Source organism: Enterobacter sp. RIT637 (genome assembly GCF_019718755.1).
Lineage (GTDB): Bacteria > Pseudomonadota > Gammaproteobacteria > Enterobacterales > Enterobacteriaceae > Enterobacter.
On sequence record NZ_JAIHAZ010000005.1, the window covers coordinates 169,029 to 185,161 of the forward strand.

Sequence of the window (16,133 nt, forward strand, 5' to 3'; positions counted from 1 at the left end):
CCGTACAGGGAGAGGGTTAGGGTGAGGGCAACATCACAGCCCTTTGCGCACCCTGCGCTGGGTATAAATTGCATCGGCAACGAAAATCGCCAGCGCCACCCAGATAAAGGCGAACGTCACCATCTTATCCGCACCCGGCACTTCTCCGTAAAACACCACCGCCAGCAGGAACATCAGCGTCGGGCCAATGTACTGGAAGAAGCCCAGCGTGGAGAGACGCAGGCGCGTCGCCGCGCCGGTGAAGCACAGCAGCGGAATGGTGGTCACCACGCCAGCGGCCATCAGCATCAGGTTCAGCGACCACGGGTTGCTGCCCATGTGGCTGGTGGCGCTGTCGGCAATGCCAAACAGATAAATTGCCGCCACCGGTAGCAGCCACAGGGTTTCAAACAGCATCCCGGTTTGGGCTTCCACCGCGATCTTCTTACGCACCAGCCCGTAGAACGCAAAGCTGAACGCCAGACCGAGGGCAATAATCGGCAGCGAGCCGAAGGTCCAGAGCTGCACCAACACGCCGCAGAAGGCCAGAATCACCGCCACCCACTGCATCCGGCGGAAGCGTTCGCCGAGGAAAATCATCCCCAGCACGATGTTCACCAGCGGGTTAATGAAGTACCCCAGGCTCGCTTCGAGCATGTGATGGTTATTCACCGCCCAAATGAACAGCAGCCAGTTGCCGCCAATCAGCACCGCTGAAAGCGCCAGCAGGAAGACCTTTTTCGGGGTTTGCAGCAGCGTTTTGACGCCGGACCACTGACGGCTGACGCTCATCAGCGCAATCATAAAGAAGAACGACCAGATGACGCGGTGGGTGAGGATCTCGTCGGCCGGTACATAGGCGATAAATTTGAAGTACGCCGGTGCAATACCCCAAATAAAATAAGCGGCAAGGGCGAGTAAAACGCCCTGCCGCGTCTGTTTAGCATCCATCGGGAAAATCCGTTACAAAAGAGTGAATTAATTTTACCCGTTTTTATCGCCTTAACCCACCATATAAGTGGCGGTTGCGCTGGCGATATAAACCTGTTCTTCGTTATGCAACTCAACGCGCGCCACCGCGACTTTGTTGCCCGCGCGCAGCAGGCTGCTGGTACAGGTAAAGCGATTACCCCGTCCAGGGCGCAGATAGTCGACGCGTAGGTCGATAGTGCCCATCCGCGAAAGACGCTGGCGGAGCTCCTCTTCATTGATGGTGTCATGGCGCGTCAGCGTGCTGCCGACGCAGACGAGCCCTGCCGCCACGTCCAGCGCAGAGGCAATCACCCCGCCGTGCAAAATACTTTGCGCCCAGTTGCCTACCATCATTGGCTGATTATTAAAGCTGAGCTGGGCGAAGTCTTTCTCGTATCGCTCCAGCTCCAGCCCCAGCGCGCGGTTAAACGGCATGTGGTAGACAAAAATCTCGCCCACGAGTTTTAACGTTTCTTCGGCGGTAAGCGTGGCTGACATGAGGGGTTGCATCCTTGTTGTTAACAAAATGTTGATTTTATGCCTCAACAATAAGGATTTCCACTTTCAGAAACGAGGAGGCGGAAGTTGCCGCAGAAGTCTGTAGAATGCCCGGACAAAACTATTCATTAAATATCACCCTTTCAGGAGAACACCACCGATGCGGACGTATCTGGGTTGGTTACTGGCAGCGGTTTCGCTGCCCCTCACAGCATATGCGCAGGAAGCAACAGTCAAAGAAGTGCACGATGCCCCCGCAGTGCGCGGCAGCATCATCGCCAATATGCTTCAGGAGCATGACAATCCGTTCACGCTTTACCCGTATGACACCAACTACGTGATCTACACCCAGACCAGCGATCTCAACAAAGAGGCGATAAGTTCCTATAACTGGTCCGATAATGCGCGTAAAGATGAGGTGAAGTTCCAGCTCAGCCTCGCGTTCCCGTTCTGGCGAGGCATTCTTGGGCCGAACTCGGTGCTCGGTGCGTCATATACCCAAAAGTCCTGGTGGCAGCTCTCCAACAGCGGGGAGTCGTCGCCGTTCCGTGAAACCAACTATGAGCCGCAGCTGTTCCTCGGCTTCGCAACGGATTACGAATTTGCGGGCTGGACGCTGCGTGACGTCGAAGTGGGCTTTAACCATGATTCCAACGGTCGTTCCGACCCAACCTCGCGCAGCTGGAACCGTGCCTACACGCGCCTGATGGCGCAGAACGGTAACTGGATGGTGGAAGTGAAGCCGTGGTATGTAGTGGGTGACACTGACGATAACCCTGACATCACCAAATACATGGGCTACTACCAGCTCAAGATTGGCTATCAGCTGGGTGAGGCGGTGCTGAGCGCGAAAGGCCAGTACAACTGGAACACCGGATACGGCGGTGCTGAGGTTGGCCTGAGCTACCCGGTGACGAAACACGTGCGTCTCTATACGCAGGTGTACAGCGGTTACGGCGAGTCACTTATCGATTACAACTTCAACCAGACCCGCGTGGGTGTGGGCGTAATGCTGAACGATATTTTCTAGGTCGCTCGAATGTTTTTGCGTTAAACATTGAAGTTTCTTTCTCAGGCGCTGAAAATAGCGCCTGTTTCATTTCTGGCATATGGGGTTAACGTGGCGCAGGCGGAAGTATTGAATCAGGAGTCGCTGGCTAAACAGGTTTTGCATGAAACCTTTGGCTACCAGCAGTTCCGCCCCGGCCAGGAAACCATCATTGAAACCGTGCTGGAAGGCCGCGACTGCCTGGTGGTGATGCCAACCGGCGGCGGGAAATCCCTCTGCTATCAGGTGCCTGCGCTGGTGCTGAACGGCCTGACGGTCGTGGTATCCCCTCTCATTTCGCTGATGAAAGACCAGGTTGACCAGCTGCTCGCCAACGGCGTGGCGGCGGCCTGTCTCAACTCCACGCAAACCCGGGAGCAGCAGCAAGAGGTGATGGCGGGCTGCCGCACCGGGCAGATCCGCTTGCTGTATATCGCGCCGGAACGCCTGATGCTGGATAACTTCCTCGACCATCTTGCGCACTGGAACCCGGTGCTGCTGGCAGTGGATGAAGCGCACTGTATCTCTCAGTGGGGACACGATTTCCGCCCGGAATATGCCGCCCTCGGTCAACTGCGTCAGCGCTTCCCCGAGCTGCCGTTTATGGCGCTTACCGCCACGGCGGACGACACCACGCGTCTGGACATTGTCCGTCTGCTGGGGCTGAACGACCCCTACATTCAGGTCAGCAGCTTCGACCGCCCGAACATCCGCTATATGCTGATGGAAAAATTCAAGCCGCTGGATCAGCTCCTGCGCTACGTGCAGGAGCAGCGCGGCAAGTCCGGCATCATCTACTGCAACAGCCGTGCGAAGGTGGAAGACACCGCCGCGCGTCTGCAAAACCGCGGCTTTAGCGCCGCCGCATATCACGCCGGGCTAGAGAACCACATCCGCGCCGACGTGCAGGAGAAATTCCAGCGCGACGACCTGCAAATCGTGGTCGCGACGGTGGCGTTCGGAATGGGCATCAACAAGCCCAACGTGCGCTTTGTGGTGCATTTCGACATCCCGCGCAATATCGAATCCTACTATCAGGAAACCGGTCGCGCCGGGCGTGACGGGCTGCCTGCGGAAGCGATGCTGTTTTACGATCCGGCCGATATGGCGTGGCTGCGCCGCTGCCTGGAAGAGAAACCGCAGGGACAGCTGCAGGATATCGAGCGCCACAAGCTCAACGCGATGGGCGCGTTTGCCGAAGCGCAAACCTGCCGCCGTCTGGTGCTGCTCAACTACTTTGGTGAAGGGCGGCAGGAGCCGTGCGGCAACTGCGATATCTGCCTTGATCCGCCAAAGCAGTACGATGGCCTGATGGACGCGCGTAAGGCGCTCTCAACCATTGGGCGCGTCAATCAACGCTTTGGTATGGGCTATGTGGTGGAAGTGCTGCGCGGGGCTAATAACCAGCGTATCCGCGATATGGGCCACGACAAGCTGCCGGTTTATGGGATAGGTAAAGAACAGAGCCACGAGCACTGGGTGAGTATCATCCGTCAACTGATCCACCTCGGCTTCGCCACGCAAAACATTGCCCAGCACTCTGCGTTGCAGCTTACCGAAGCCGCGCGTCCGGTGCTACGCGGTGAGGTTGAACTGAAACTCGCCGTTCCGCGCGTCATCGCCCTGAAGCCGCGCGTGATGCAAAAATCCTACGGCGGTAACTACGACCGCAAGCTGTTCGCCAAACTGCGCAAGCTGCGTAAAGCGATTGCCGACGAAGAAAACATCCCGCCTTACGTGGTGTTCAACGACGCGACGCTGATCGAGATGGCCGAGCAGATGCCGCTTAGCGCGAGCGAGATGCTGAGCGTCAACGGCGTCGGCACGCGCAAGCTGGAGCGCTTCGGGAAAGAGTTTATGGCGCTCATCCGCTCTCACGCCGATGGTGATGACGAGGAGTAGTCAGCCGGGCGAAAAAGTGCCAGGATGATTACTCACTGAATTATTTCCCTGCGAGCGAATTATGTTGATGCTATTTCTCACCGTGGCGTTAGTGCACATCGTTGCGCTGATGAGCCCCGGCCCGGACTTTTTCTTCGTATCACAAACCGCCGTCAGCCGCTCCCGCAAAGAGGCGATGATGGGCGTGCTCGGTATTACCATGGGCGTCATGGTCTGGGCGGCAGTTGCACTGCTCGGTCTGAACCTGATCCTGGCGAAGATGGCCTGGCTGCATAACATCATTATGGTCGGCGGCGGGCTGTACCTGTGCTGGATGGGCTACCAGATGCTGCGCGGGGCGCTGAAGAAAGAAGAGAAAAAGCCGGAAGAGCCAAAGGTGGAGCTGGCAACGGGCGGCCGCAGCTTTGTGAAAGGGCTGCTGACCAATCTGGCGAACCCGAAAGCGATTATCTATTTCGGCTCGGTGTTCTCGCTGTTTGTCGGCGATAGCGTCGGCGCGGGCGCGCGCTGGGGCATCTTCCTGCTGATCGTCGTCGAGACGTTTGCGTGGTTTACCATCGTGGCCAGCCTGTTCGCCTTACCGGCAATGCGCCGCGGCTACCAGCGTATCGCGAAGTGGATCGACGGCTTCGCCGGCGCGCTGTTCGCCGGCTTCGGCATTCATCTCATCATTTCTCGCTAAGCATGACGCGCTGACGCAAGCAGCGCGCCAACCAGCATAAACAGCGAACCAAAGACTTTATTCAGGGCCTTCATCTGCTTAGGCCCTTTGATCCACGCCGCAATTCGCTGCGCCAGCGTCGCATAGCCAATCATCACGATGATATCGACGATAATGGTGGTCGCGCCCAGCACCACGTACTGCATCACCTGGGGCTGGTTCGGCACGATAAACTGCGGGAACAGCGCGGCGAGGAAAACGATGCTCTTCGGGTTGGTCAGGTTGACGAACACCGCACGCTTAAACAGATGGCCGCGGTTTTGCGTCTGGGCGAGCGTATTGAGGTTGATGGAGCCTGCGGCGCGCCACTGCTGGATGCCGAGCCAAATCAGATACGCCGCACCGGCCCATTTCAGCACTTCAAACGCCAGCACGGAGCGGGAGAACAGGGTCCCAAGACCAATTCCGACCAGCACAATATGAACGCCCAGCCCGGTCTGCAAACCGGCAATCGACGCCGCCGCACCGCGATAGCCGTGATTGATGGAGGTGGTCATGGTGTTAATGGCACCTGAGCCCGGCGAAAGGCTGAGGATAATGGATGTCAGCAGGTAGGCGAACCACCATTCGAAGGTCATTTGAAACTCCCGAACCGTCTATTTTTATGCCACAATACGCTATTGTTGAGTCATTTTGTGACCAGTGACGAAAAAAAACGATATTCCCTGGATTACGTGAGTGGAAACCCAATGTTTCAGCAGAAAAAGGACTGGGAAACACGAGAAAAAGCTTTTGCTGCTTTCTCTATGGGGCCGCTGACCGATTTCTGGCGGCAGCGTGAGGAAGATGAGTTTACGGGCGTCGGGGGCATCCCGGTGCGCTTCGTTCGTTTCCGCAATGAAAAAAATGACCGAGTGATTGTCGTCTGCCCCGGACGCATCGAAAGCTACGTTAAATATGCCGAACTGGCATACGACCTGGTCCATATGGGGTTCGACGTGCTGATCATCGACCACCGTGGACAGGGGTTATCCGGTCGTATGCTGCCGGATACGCACCGCGGGCACGTGGATAACTTCAGCGATTACGTCGACGATTTTGCAGCGTTCTGGCAGCAGGAAGTGCAGCCTGGCCCCTGGCGTAAGCGGTATATCCTTGCGCACTCCATGGGCGGTGCCATTTCGACGCTGTTTTTGCAACGGTATGCGCACCAGTGCGACGCCATTGCGCTCACCGCACCGATGTACGGTATTGTCATTCGTTTTCCCGATTGGATGGTGCGCCATCTTCTCGACTGGGCTGAGGGCCATCAGCGCATTCGCGAAGGCTATGCCATCGGTACCGGACGCTGGCGCGCATTGCCGTTCGCCATCAACGTTCTGACCCACAGTCGGCAGCGCTATCGCCGCAACCTGCGCTTTTATGCCGATGAACCGCGCTTGCGCGTTGGCGGCCCGACCTGGCACTGGGTGCGGGAAGGTATTCATGCTGGTGAGCAGGTGCTTGCTGGCGTTGGCGATGATGACACGCCAACTCTCCTGATTCAGGCGGAAGAAGAGCGTGTGGTGGATAACCGCATGCATGACCGCTATTGTGAACTGCGCGCTGCCGCCGGTCACCCCTGTGAAGGGGGGAAACCGCTGGTCATCAACGGCGCGTACCATGAGATCCTTTTTGAAAAGGACGCTATGCGCTCAGTCGCGCTCAACGCCATTGTTGAATTTTTCAACAGGCATAATTGATATTCACCAGAGGTTAAATTTTCCTATGTACCAGGTTGTTGCATCTGACTTAGATGGCACGCTGCTTTCCCCCGACCACACCCTGTCGCCTTACGCGAAAGAGACCTTAAAACTCCTGACTGCCCGTGGCGTGAACTTCGTGTTTGCCACCGGTCGCCACCACGTGGACGTGGGGCAGATCCGCGATAATCTGGAAATCAAATCGTACATGATCACCTCCAACGGTGCGCGCGTGCACGACACGGATGGTAACCTGATTTTTACCCACAATCTGGACCGCGATATTGCCGCCGATCTGTTCGGCGTGGTGCACAATAACCCGGATATCGTCACCAACGTTTATCGCGATGACGACTGGTTTATGAACCGCCACCGCCCGGATGAGATGCGTTTCTTCAAGGAAGCGGTATTTAACTACTCCCTGTACGAACCTGGCCTGCTGGAGCCGGAAGGGATCAGCAAGGTGTTCTTTACCTGTGAAAGCCATGAAGAGTTGCTGCCGCTGGAGCAGGCGATCAACGCGCGCTGGGGCGACCGCGTTAACGTGAGCTTCTCCACGCTGACCTGTCTGGAAGTGATGGCTGGTGGCGTCTCCAAAGGCCACGCGCTGGAAGCGGTGGCTAAACGTCTGGGCTTTGAGCTGAAAGACTGTATCGCGTTCGGAGACGGCATGAACGACGCTGAGATGCTCTCCATGGCGGGCAAAGGCTGCATCATGGAGAACGCGCACCAGCGCCTGAAAGACCTGCACCCGGAGCTGGAAGTGATCGGCACTAATGGCGATAACTCTGTGCCTAAGTATCTGCGCAAGCTGTTCCTTGAATAATCTTCATCTGATTATTTATTGCTCAGTTGTCAACTAAAGAGTTCGCTACAATGCCTGTCCTTCTTTCTGAGAGACAAGCATTGTGGCGCTACTCATTATCACCACTATCCTGTGGGCCTTCTCCTTTAGCCTGATTGGCGAATACCTTGCCGGATCGGTCGACAGCTACTTCTCGGTACTGATGCGGGTGGGGCTGGCGGCGCTGGTGTTCCTGCCGTTTCTGCGCGCGCGCGGACAATCGCTGAAAACGATTCTGCTGTATATGCTGGTGGGCGCGATGCAGCTCGGCATCATGTACCTGTTCAGCTTCCGGGCCTACGTTTATCTGTCCGTCTCGGAATTCCTGCTGTTCACCGTGCTCACGCCGCTCTATATCACGCTGATCTACGATCTGCTCAGCAGGCGTCGCCTGCGCTGGGGATATCTTTTAAGCGCGGCGCTGGCGGTGATCGGCGCGGCGATTATTCGCTATGACAAGGTCAGCGATCACTTCTGGACCGGGCTGATGTTCGTCCAGCTCGCCAACATCAGCTTCGCCATCGGCATGGTGGGCTACAAACGCCTGATGGAAACCCGTCCGATGCCGCAGCATAACGCGTTTGCCTGGTTTTATATGGGGGCCGCGATTGTCGCGGTGGTGGCGTGGTTTATGCTCGGTAACCCGCAAAAACTGCCGACCACCACCGTGCAGTGGGGCGTTCTGGTCTGGCTGGGCGTAGTGGCTTCCGGGCTGGGATACTTCATGTGGAACTACGGCGCTACGCAGGTAGACGCCGGTACGCTGGGGATCATGAATAACGTGCATGTCCCGGCAGGGCTGCTGGTCAATCTCGCCATCTGGCAGGAGCAGCCGCACTGGCCGAGCTTCCTTATTGGGGGAGCGGTGATCCTGGCTTCGCTGTGGGTACATCGCCGTTGGGTCGCTCCGCGCTCCGCACAAACGGAAGATGGTCGCACGCGTGGTTCCGCGCTGAGCGAATAAACGCTTCCGTAACCGGCTGACGCTGCTCGCCATCGCGCACGGCAGAGTACAGTCGACTCCACAGTCCTTCACCCAGGGTTTTGGTCACCACCAGACCCTGGCGTTCAAAACTCTCCACCACCCAGTGCGGCAGCGCCGCGATGCCCATTCTGGCCGCTACCATCTGAATCAACAGCAGGGTGTTATCCACGCTTTTTAGCTGTGGGCTAATCCCCGCAGGCTGCAGGAAGTGACGCCAGATATCCAGACGACTGCGCTGCACGGGATAAATCAGCAGCGTTTCCGTCGCCAGATCTTCCGGCGTGATGCGCGTTTTGCTGGCCAGCGGATGGTCCGGGGCCAGTACCAGGCGCACTTCATAATCAAACATCGGCGAATAGTGCAGGCCGCTGCGCGGCAGGATGTCGGACGTCATCACCAGATCCAGCTCGCCCTGCTGCAGCGAGGGCTGCGGATCAAAGGTCACGCCGGATTTGAAGTCCATCTCCACCTGCGGCCACTTCTGGCGGAAGTTCTCAAGCGCGGGGGTCAGCCACTGAATACAGCTATGGCACTCAATGGCAATGCGCAGTTTGGTTTGCTGCGGCTCGTTGCAGGACTGCAACGCGCTGGCGATCTGCGGCAGTACCTGGTTTGCCAGCTGCAGCAGAATTTCACCCTGCGGCGTAAAGCGCAGAGGCTGGCTCTTACGCACAAAAAGACGGAAGCCGAGGCGTTGTTCCAGATCGCTGAACTGGTGAGAAAGGGCAGACTGGGTCTGGTGCAGCGTGGCCGCCGCTGCCGCAAGAGAACCGCAGTTCCGCAACGCTTGTAGCGTTTTCAGGTGTTTAATCTCGATCATGAAAGTCCTTCACTTCGCCATGAACATTTTGCGCTTGAGGAATATACAGTACCTGCCAATTATAGATGTGTAAACATCTGGACGTCTAAATAGCAAATTTCATAAGGGGCATAACATGATAATCCGCAATCACACTCTCGGTTTTCCTCGCGTTGGCCTGCGCCGCGAACTGAAAAAAGCGCAAGAAAGCTACTGGGCGGGTAACACCACCCGTGAAGAACTGCTGACGGTGGGACGCGAGCTACGCGCCCGTCACTGGGAGCAGCAAAAACAGGCGGGCATTGACCTGCTGCCGGTGGGCGATTTCGCCTGGTACGACCATGTTCTGACGACCAGCCTGCTGCTTGGCAACGTGCCGGCTCGTCATCAGAACAAAGATGGATCGGTGGATATCGATACCCTGTTCCGCATCGGCCGTGGCCGTGCACCAACGGGTGAGCCAGCGGCAGCGGCGGAAATGACCAAGTGGTTCAACACCAACTACCACTATATGGTGCCGGAGTTCGTGAAAGGTCAGGAGTTCAGGCTGACCTGGACGCAACTGCTGGAAGAAGTGGACGAAGCGCTGGCGCTGGGTCATCAGGTGAAGCCCGTATTGCTGGGGCCAGTCACCTACCTGTGGCTGGGTAAGGTAAAAGGCGAACAGTTTGACCGCCTCAGCCTGCTGAAGGATATTCTGCCGGTCTACAAACAGGTGCTGATCGAGCTGGGCAAGCGCGGCATTCAGTGGGTGCAAATCGACGAACCGGCGCTGGTGCTCGAGCTGCCGCAGGCGTGGCTTGATGCCTTCAAATCGGCGTATGACGTGCTCACCGGGCAGGTGAAGCTGCTGCTCACTACCTATTTCGAAGGCGTGACGCCAAACCTGAAGACTATTACCGCGCTGCCGGTGCAGGGCCTGCACGTTGACCTCGTTCACGGTAAAGACGACGTCGCAGAGCTGCACAAACGCCTGCCAGCGGACTGGCTGCTTTCTGCCGGGCTGGTTAACGGTCGCAACGTCTGGCGTGCCGATCTGACGGAGAAATATGCACAGATCAAGGACATCGTCGGCAAACGAGAGCTGTGGGTGGCATCCTCTTGCTCGCTTCTGCATAGTCCAATCGATCTCAGCGTGGAGACACGTCTCGACCCTGAAGTAAAAAGCTGGTTTGCCTTCGCCCTGCAAAAATGCGAAGAGCTAACGCTGCTGCGCGATGCGCTGAACAGCGGCGAGACGGCGGCGATTACCGAATGGAGCGCACCGATCCAGGCGCGTCGTCACTCGGCGCGGGTGCACAACCCGGCGGTGGAAAAACGCCTGGCGGCCATCACCGCGCAGGACAGCCAGCGCCAGAGCCCGTATGAAGTACGCGCCGAAGCGCAGCGTGTCCGTTTCAACCTGCCCGCGTGGCCGACCACCACAATTGGTTCTTTCCCGCAAACCACCGAAATCCGCGGACTGCGTCTGGACTTCAAGAAGGGCAACCTGGATGCGAACAACTACCGCACCGGTATCGCTGAGCACATCAAGCAGGCAATTATCGAGCAGGAGCGTTTAGGTCTGGACGTGCTGGTGCACGGCGAGGCCGAGCGTAACGACATGGTGGAATACTTCGGTGAGCACCTGGACGGCTTCGTCTTTACCCAGAACGGCTGGGTGCAGAGCTATGGCTCCCGCTGCGTGAAGCCGCCAGTGGTCATCGGCGACGTCAGCCGCCCGGAAGCGATCACCGTGGAGTGGGCGAAGTATGCCCAGTCCCTGACCGACAAGCCGGTAAAAGGGATGCTCACCGGTCCGGTAACCATTCTCTGCTGGTCCTTCCCGCGCGAAGACGTGACCCGTGAAACCATCGCGAAGCAAATCGCGCTGGCGCTGCGTGATGAAGTGGCGGATCTGGAAGCCGCAGGCATTGGCATCATCCAGATTGACGAACCGGCGCTGCGCGAAGGTCTGCCGCTGCGCCGCAGCGACTGGGATGCCTACCTGCAGTGGGGCGTGGAAGCGTTCCGCATCAACGCCGCGGTGGCGAAGGATGATACCCAGATCCACACCCACATGTGCTACTGCGAATTTAACGACATCATGGATTCGATTGCCGCGCTGGACGCCGACGTGATCACCATCGAGACCTCGCGTTCAGACATGGAGCTGCTGGAGTCGTTTGAAGAGTTCGACTACCCGAATGAAATCGGGCCGGGCGTGTACGACATTCACTCCCCGAACGTGCCCAGCGTGGAGTGGATTGAAGCCCTGCTGAAAAAAGCGGCCCAGCGCATTCCGGCGGAACGTCTGTGGGTGAACCCGGACTGTGGACTGAAAACCCGCGGCTGGCCGGAGACGCGTGCGGCGCTGGCGAACATGGTGAAGGCGGCGCAGAACTTGCGTCAGGCTTGATAAAGCGTAGGCCCGGTAAGGCGTTGCCGCCACCGGGCTTTTTTGCTTTTAGGCTTTTTTGCCGCCGTGCTGGCTAAACCACGCCAGCATCCGCTGCCAGCCATCTTTGGCTGATTCTGCGTGATAGCTCGGGCGATAATCGGCATTAAACGCGTGTCCGGCATCCGGGTAGACCACGATCTCCGCTTTCGCATTCGCCGCGCGTAGCGCATGGCGCATGGTCTCGACGGTATCAAGCGGAATGCCGGTATCCTGACCACCGTAAAGCCCTAACACCGGCGCATTCAAATCCGTAGCGATATCAACAGGCTGCTTCGGCGAGTTCAGCGTTTTTTCACCTACCAGCTTGCCGTACCAGGCGACGGCCGCTTTCAGCTGCGGGTTATGCGCGGCATACAGCCAGCTAATGCGTCCGCCCCAGCAGAATCCGGTCACCAGCAGACGATGTGCATCGCCCCCGTTGCGCGCGGCCCAGCTGGCAACGTGATCAAGGTCAGCCAGCACCTGGGCATCCGGGACTTTGCTCACCAGATTGTTGAACAACGTAGGGATATCGCTGTAATCGTTCGGATCGCCCTGACGGAAATAGAGCTCTGGCGCAATGGCCAGGTACCCTTCCAGCGCCAGCCGGCGGCAGAGGTCGCGAATATGCTCGTGAACGCCAAAAATTTCCTGAACCACAATCACGATCGGCAGCGGACCCTCTGCCGATTTTGGTCGCGCGTGATAAGCAGGCATATTCTCCCCCTGCGAGGGGATGGAGGTCTCGCCCGCAGTAATGGCTTCTTCTGAGGTTGAGACGATGGTTGAAGCATGCGGAGCCGCAGCAGGTGCAAAACCGGTTTTTTCAGTCATGGCATTCTCCGTACCAATGAGTTAGCGCAAAGGTAAATATAGTCACCAGGTTAACAACCCACAGTGCCTTATACGGTCTATCTTTTGTGCAGCACCTGGCGATATAACTTGTTAATGTGATGTAAGTCACTATTTAATGGAAATTAACTGCAATAATTTTCATTCATGGTGAGGTGTGTCACGAAATTCTATGGAGTGCTTCTGTAAAGTACCGTTTTACTTCTTCTGACTAACCGACCCACAGAGGAGTCACCCTATGTCTAAGTCTGATGTTTTTCATCTCGGCCTCACTAAAAACGATTTACAAGGGGCTACGCTCGCTATCGTCCCTGGCGATCCTGAGCGTGTGGAAAAGATCGCCGCGCTGATGGATAAGCCGGTCAAGCTGGCAGCCCATCGTGAATTCACCACCTGGCGCGCAGAGCTGGATGGCAAAGCGGTGATCGTGTGCTCTACCGGTATCGGTGGCCCGTCTACGTCTATTGCGGTGGAAGAGCTGGCGCAGCTGGGCATTCGTACTTTCCTGCGTATCGGCACCACCGGCGCTATCCAGCCGCACATCAACGTCGGCGACGTGCTGGTCACGACCGCATCTGTACGTCTGGACGGCGCAAGCCTGCACTTTGCACCAATGGAATTCCCGGCAGTAGCCGATTTCGAATGCACCACCGCGCTGGTTGAGGCCGCGAAATCCGTAGGCGCGACCACTCACGTGGGCGTCACCGCTTCTTCCGATACCTTCTACCCGGGCCAGGAGCGTTACGACACCTTCTCAGGCCGCGTGGTAAGCCGTTTCAAAGGCTCTATGGAAGAGTGGCAGTCCATGGGCGTGATGAACTACGAAATGGAATCTGCAACGCTGCTGACCATGTGCGCAAGCCAGGGTCTGCGTGCCGGTATGGTGGCGGGCGTTATCGTCAACCGTACCCAGCAGGAGATCCCGAACGCCGAAACCATGAAGCAGACCGAAAGTCATGCGGTGAAAATCGTGGTGGAAGCGGCTCGCCGCCTGATCTAGTCCTCCTCTCTGAGATAAAAGGCCGACGCGTTCGGCCTTTATTTTTTGCGTAGCGCCTCGCAGGAAAACCCTTTCAAACTGGACGTTTATACAGCACAATTCTATTTTGTGCGGGTAATACGTTGATGCAGGGGGCATTGTGGATATCTCAATCCTGATTTATGCGGTGGTTGCGTTGGTGAGCGTGGCGGTAGGCTGGCTGATTTCTGGCTACCAGCATGCGCAGATGAAAGCCGATCAGCTGGCAGAACGTGAAGAGATCGTCTCAGAGCTAAGCGCCACAAAACAACAGCTTGCTCAAGGCTCGCACTGGCGCGACGAATGCGAGCTGCTCAATAATGAACTGCGTAACCTGCGCGACATCAACACCTCGCTGGAGGCCGATCTCCGCGAAGTCACCACCCGTCTTGAATCCACCCAACTGCATGCGGAAGACAAAATCCGCCAGATGATCAACAGCGAGCAGCGCCTCAGCGAGCAGTTTGAGAACCTCGCCAACCGTATTTTCGAACACAGCAACCGCCGCGTTGACGAACAGAACCGCCAGAGCCTGAATAGCCTGCTGACACCGCTGCGTGAACAGCTGGACGGGTTTCGCCGTCAGGTGCAGGACAGCTTTGGCCAGGAGGCGCGCGAGCGACACACTCTGGCGCATGAAATTCGCAATCTTCAGCAGCTAAACGCACAGATGGCGCAGGAGGCGGTGAACCTGACGCGCGCGCTCAAAGGCGATAACAAAACGCAGGGGAACTGGGGGGAAGTGGTGCTGACGCGCGTGCTGGAGGCCTCTGGCCTGCGCGAAGGGTACGAATACGAAACCCAGGTCAGCATTGAAAACGATGCCCGCTCGCGCATGCAGCCGGATGTCATTGTACGTCTGCCGCAGGGTAAAGATGTGGTGATTGACGCCAAAATGACGCTGGTGGCCTACGAGCGCTATTTCAACGCGGAAGATGATTACACCCGCGAATCGGCGCTGCAGGAACACATCGCCTCCGTTCGTAACCATATTCGTCTGCTCGGCAGAAAGGATTATCAGCAGTTACCGGGGCTGCGCTCGCTGGATTACGTGCTGATGTTTATCCCGGTAGAGCCCGCCTTCCTGCTGGCGCTCGACAGACAGCCCGAACTGATCACCGAAGCGCTGAAAAATAATATTATGCTGGTCAGCCCGACTACGCTGCTGGTGGCCTTGCGGACCATTGCTAACCTGTGGCGTTACGAGCATCAAAGCCGCAACGCGCAGCAGATTGCCGACCGTGCCAGCAAGCTGTACGACAAAATGCGCCTGTTTGTGGACGATATGTCCTCGGTCGGGCAGAGCCTGGATCGTGCGCAGGATAACTACCGCCAGGCGATGAAAAAGCTCTCCTCCGGGCGCGGCAACCTGCTGGCGCAAGCCGAAGCGTTTCGCAGCCTGGGGGTGGAGGTGAAGCGCGAGATTAATCCGGAATTGGTTGAACAGGCGACGTCGCAGGATGAAGAGTTCCGCCTGCGTGAAGGCGCAGATGAACAAAATAGACACAGTGAAGACAACGATTTAGCAGCGAATTTATCGCCAGAAGAGCAGCCGACGCGTTTCTTTCGCGGTGGTTGAATCGTAGGGCAAACGCGCCCAATCTGTTACACTTCACGAACATTTTACTGATAAGCAGGCTCTGAGATGGTTGACGATTCACAAGACACGACGCACTTTGGCTTTCAGACTGTAGCCAAAGCGCAGAAAGCTGACATGGTGGCCCACGTATTTCATTCCGTGGCGGCGAAGTACGATGTGATGAATGACCTGATGTCGTTCGGCATTCATCGCTTGTGGAAGCGCTTTACTATTGACTGCAGCGGTGTGCGTCGTGGACAAACAGTTCTCGATCTGGCTGGCGGTACGGGCGATCTGACGGCGAAATTCTCCCGTCTGGTGGGTGAAACCGGTCGCGTTGTGCTGGCAGATATCAACGACTCAATGCTGAAAATGGGACGCGAGAAGCTGCGTAACATCGGCGTGGTGGGTAACGTGGAGTATGTGCAGGCAAACGCCGAAGCGCTGCCGTTCCCGGATAACACCTTTGACTGCATCACCATCTCTTTTGGTCTGCGTAACGTCACCGACAAAGACAAAGCGCTGCGCTCCATGTACCGCGTGCTGAAGCCGGGTGGACGCCTGCTGGTGCTTGAATTCTCCAAGCCGATTATCGAGCCGCTGAGCAAAGCCTACGACGCTTACTCCTTCCACGTTCTGCCGCGTATTGGTGAGCTGGTTGCGAACGATGCGGAGAGCTATCGTTACCTGGCCGAATCCATCCGTATGCACCCGGATCAGGATACCCTGAAAGCGATGATGCAGGACGCGGGCTTTGAAAACGTTGAGTATTTCAACATGACGGCGGGTGTCGTCGCGCTGCACCGCGGTTACAAGTTCTGAGTGGAGGTGTCCC

At 57.2% G+C, this 16,133-nt stretch carries 15 protein-coding genes; 10 read left to right on the forward strand and 5 right to left on the reverse strand.

What is annotated here, in order from left to right:
- Positions 1-33 precede the first annotated feature (33 nt).
- The gene (rarD, locus tag K5E19_RS10730) at positions 34-930 is read right to left on the reverse strand and encodes an EamA family transporter RarD (protein WP_010426302.1); all 897 of its coding nucleotides are present in this window, start codon (positions 928-930) and stop codon (positions 34-36) included.
- Positions 931-981: 51 nt separating this feature from the next.
- Positions 982-1,449 carry an acyl-CoA thioesterase YigI gene (gene yigI, locus K5E19_RS10735; RefSeq protein WP_010426301.1) on the reverse strand — a complete coding sequence of 156 codons (468 nt, stop codon included), beginning with the start codon at positions 1,447-1,449 and terminating at the stop codon, positions 982-984.
- Positions 1,450-1,609: 160 nt separating this feature from the next.
- Here yigI and pldA point away from each other — a divergent pair, with 160 nt between their 5' ends.
- The 3 genes from pldA (at position 1,610) to rhtC (ending at position 5,081) form a co-directional block, all read left to right on the forward strand.
- A complete protein-coding gene (pldA, locus tag K5E19_RS10740; protein ID WP_221551173.1) occupies positions 1,610-2,479 on the forward strand; it encodes a phospholipase A in 870 nt (289 codons plus the stop codon).
- 90 nt (positions 2,480-2,569) lie between these two features.
- Positions 2,570-4,399 carry an ATP-dependent DNA helicase RecQ gene (gene recQ, locus K5E19_RS10745; protein ID WP_010426289.1) on the forward strand — a complete coding sequence of 610 codons (1,830 nt, stop codon included), beginning with the start codon at positions 2,570-2,572 and terminating at the stop codon, positions 4,397-4,399.
- A gap of 61 nt (positions 4,400-4,460) precedes the next feature.
- A complete protein-coding gene (gene rhtC, locus K5E19_RS10750; protein ID WP_010426287.1) occupies positions 4,461-5,081 on the forward strand; it encodes a threonine export protein RhtC in 621 nt (206 codons plus the stop codon).
- Here rhtC and rhtB read toward each other — a convergent pair.
- The gene (rhtB, locus tag K5E19_RS10755; RefSeq protein ID WP_221551174.1) at positions 5,078-5,698 is read right to left on the reverse strand and encodes a homoserine/homoserine lactone efflux protein; all 621 of its coding nucleotides are present in this window, start codon (positions 5,696-5,698) and stop codon (positions 5,078-5,080) included. The two genes, rhtC and rhtB, sit on opposite strands and share 4 nt — an antisense overlap.
- 111 nt (positions 5,699-5,809) lie before the next feature.
- Here rhtB and pldB point away from each other — a divergent pair, with 111 nt between their 5' ends.
- The 3 genes from pldB (at position 5,810) to K5E19_RS10770 (ending at position 8,610) form a co-directional block, all read left to right on the forward strand.
- A complete protein-coding gene (pldB, locus tag K5E19_RS10760) occupies positions 5,810-6,802 on the forward strand; it encodes a lysophospholipase L2 (RefSeq protein WP_221551175.1) in 993 nt (330 codons plus the stop codon).
- 25 nt (positions 6,803-6,827) lie between these two features.
- Positions 6,828-7,628 (forward strand): sugar/pyridoxal phosphate phosphatase YigL, encoded by an 801-nt coding sequence (yigL, locus tag K5E19_RS10765; protein WP_221551176.1) that lies wholly within the window; start codon positions 6,828-6,830, stop codon positions 7,626-7,628.
- Positions 7,629-7,710: 82 nt separating this feature from the next.
- Positions 7,711-8,610: a carboxylate/amino acid/amine transporter gene (locus K5E19_RS10770; protein WP_221551177.1), complete on the forward strand. Its 900-nt coding sequence runs from the start codon at positions 7,711-7,713 to the stop codon at positions 8,608-8,610.
- Here the strand turns inward: K5E19_RS10770 and metR are convergent.
- Positions 8,498-9,451: an HTH-type transcriptional regulator MetR gene (metR, locus tag K5E19_RS10775; RefSeq protein ID WP_221551178.1), complete on the reverse strand. Its 954-nt coding sequence runs from the start codon at positions 9,449-9,451 to the stop codon at positions 8,498-8,500. The genes K5E19_RS10770 and metR overlap by 113 nt on opposite strands.
- 115 nt (positions 9,452-9,566) lie before the next feature.
- Between metR and metE the strand changes: the two genes are divergently transcribed.
- Positions 9,567-11,828, forward strand: coding sequence for a 5-methyltetrahydropteroyltriglutamate--homocysteine S-methyltransferase (metE, locus tag K5E19_RS10780; protein ID WP_221551180.1), 2,262 nt, complete (start codon positions 9,567-9,569; stop codon positions 11,826-11,828).
- A 48-nt stretch (positions 11,829-11,876) separates the two neighbouring features.
- Here the strand turns inward: metE and K5E19_RS10785 are convergent, their stop codons facing one another.
- Positions 11,877-12,683, reverse strand: a complete 807-nt coding sequence (locus tag K5E19_RS10785) for a dienelactone hydrolase family protein (protein WP_221551182.1) — start codon at positions 12,681-12,683, stop codon at positions 11,877-11,879.
- A 256-nt stretch (positions 12,684-12,939) separates the two neighbouring features.
- Between K5E19_RS10785 and udp the strand changes: the two genes are divergently transcribed.
- The 3 genes from udp (at position 12,940) to ubiE (ending at position 16,120) form a co-directional block, all read left to right on the forward strand.
- Entirely contained in the window at positions 12,940-13,701 is a 762-nt protein-coding gene (gene udp, locus K5E19_RS10790) for a uridine phosphorylase (RefSeq protein ID WP_003860792.1), read from the forward strand.
- A gap of 139 nt (positions 13,702-13,840) precedes the next feature.
- On the forward strand, positions 13,841-15,298 hold the full coding sequence (gene rmuC, locus K5E19_RS10795) for a DNA recombination protein RmuC (RefSeq protein WP_221551183.1): 1,458 nt from the start codon (positions 13,841-13,843) through the stop codon (positions 15,296-15,298).
- A 66-nt stretch (positions 15,299-15,364) separates the two neighbouring features.
- Positions 15,365-16,120 (forward strand): bifunctional demethylmenaquinone methyltransferase/2-methoxy-6-polyprenyl-1,4-benzoquinol methylase UbiE, encoded by a 756-nt coding sequence (gene ubiE, locus K5E19_RS10800; RefSeq protein ID WP_010426273.1) that lies wholly within the window; start codon positions 15,365-15,367, stop codon positions 16,118-16,120.
- Positions 16,121-16,133: the final 13 nt, after the last annotated feature.

Coding starts and splice junctions, on each gene's coding strand:
- rhtC (WP_010426287.1), top strand. CDS start 4,461: ATGTTGATGCTATTTCTCACCGTGGCGTTAGTGCACATCGTTGCGCTG.
- yigL (WP_221551176.1), top strand. CDS start 6,828: ATGTACCAGGTTGTTGCATCTGACTTAGATGGCACGCTGCTTTCCCCC.
- ubiE (WP_010426273.1), top strand. CDS start 15,365: ATGGTTGACGATTCACAAGACACGACGCACTTTGGCTTTCAGACTGTA.
- K5E19_RS10785 (WP_221551182.1), bottom strand. CDS start 12,683: ATGACTGAAAAAACCGGTTTTGCACCTGCTGCGGCTCCGCATGCTTCA.
- udp (WP_003860792.1), top strand. CDS start 12,940: ATGTCTAAGTCTGATGTTTTTCATCTCGGCCTCACTAAAAACGATTTA.
- yigI (WP_010426301.1), bottom strand. CDS start 1,449: ATGTCAGCCACGCTTACCGCCGAAGAAACGTTAAAACTCGTGGGCGAG.
- rarD (WP_010426302.1), bottom strand. CDS start 930: ATGGATGCTAAACAGACGCGGCAGGGCGTTTTACTCGCCCTTGCCGCT.
- pldB (WP_221551175.1), top strand. CDS start 5,810: ATGTTTCAGCAGAAAAAGGACTGGGAAACACGAGAAAAAGCTTTTGCT.
- pldA (WP_221551173.1), top strand. CDS start 1,610: ATGCGGACGTATCTGGGTTGGTTACTGGCAGCGGTTTCGCTGCCCCTC.
- metE (WP_221551180.1), top strand. CDS start 9,567: ATGATAATCCGCAATCACACTCTCGGTTTTCCTCGCGTTGGCCTGCGC.
- rhtB (WP_221551174.1), bottom strand. CDS start 5,698: ATGACCTTCGAATGGTGGTTCGCCTACCTGCTGACATCCATTATCCTC.
- metR (WP_221551178.1), bottom strand. CDS start 9,451: ATGATCGAGATTAAACACCTGAAAACGCTACAAGCGTTGCGGAACTGC.